At 68.3% G+C, this 770-nt stretch carries 1 protein-coding gene; it reads right to left on the reverse strand.

What is annotated here, in order from left to right; all coding sequences use genetic code 11:
• Nucleotides 1-82 precede the first annotated feature (82 nt).
• The coding region (locus tag A5701_RS21010) for an asparagine synthetase B (RefSeq protein WP_197505025.1) at nt 83-770 on the reverse strand (688 nt) is incomplete at its 5' end.

Raw genomic sequence — 770 nt, forward strand, 5'->3', positions numbered from 1 at the left:
CGCACGCTCGAAGCCCTCATCGCACGCTCTTCGTAAAGCCGACGGCCTCAGAGCTGGAGGGGATGCGGCGGGGGCAGAACCCTCAGAGCTGGACGGGGTAGACCGGCTCGCTGATCTGCGGCACCACGCTGTGTTCGACGAAGATCGCGTGCCAGAGCATGAAGATCAGCAGCGTCCACAGCCGGCGGCTGTGATCGCTGACGCCGTTGCGGTGCTCGTCGAGCATGCGCCCTACGGCCGGCAGGTCGACGAGGTGACCGGCCTGCGAGGACGCCACCAACCCGTAGGCCCAGTCCAGCAATTCGCCCGCGCGCAACCAATGCCGGATCGGCACCGGGAACCCGAGCTTGGGCCGGTGCAGCACGTGCGCGGGAACGATGGGCTCAAGCGCCCGCCGCAGCGCGTACTTGGTGGTGGTGCGGGTGATCTTGGCCTCGACGGGCAGCCGCGAGGCGACGGCGAACACCTCGGGATCCAGGAACGGCACCCGCAGCTCCAGCGAGTTGGCCATCGTCATCTTGTCCGCCTTGACCAGGATGTCGCCGCGCAGCCAGGTGAACAGGTCGATGTGCTGCATGCGCGCCACCGGGTCCCAGCCCTTCGACTGTGCGTACACCGAAGCGGTGACGTCGGTGTGGGTCCATTCCTCGCGGAAGCCGGGCAGCACGTCGCGCAGCTGGGCGTCGGAGAAGCTGCGGGCGTTGCCGTAATAGCGCTCCTCGAGGGTCAGCGAGCCGCGGTGCAGCAGGCTCTTGCCCCGCATCCCCTCC

Source organism: Mycobacterium sp. E3305, from assembly GCF_001666785.1.
In the GTDB taxonomy this organism is placed as follows: Bacteria; Actinomycetota; Actinomycetes; order Mycobacteriales; family Mycobacteriaceae; genus Mycobacterium.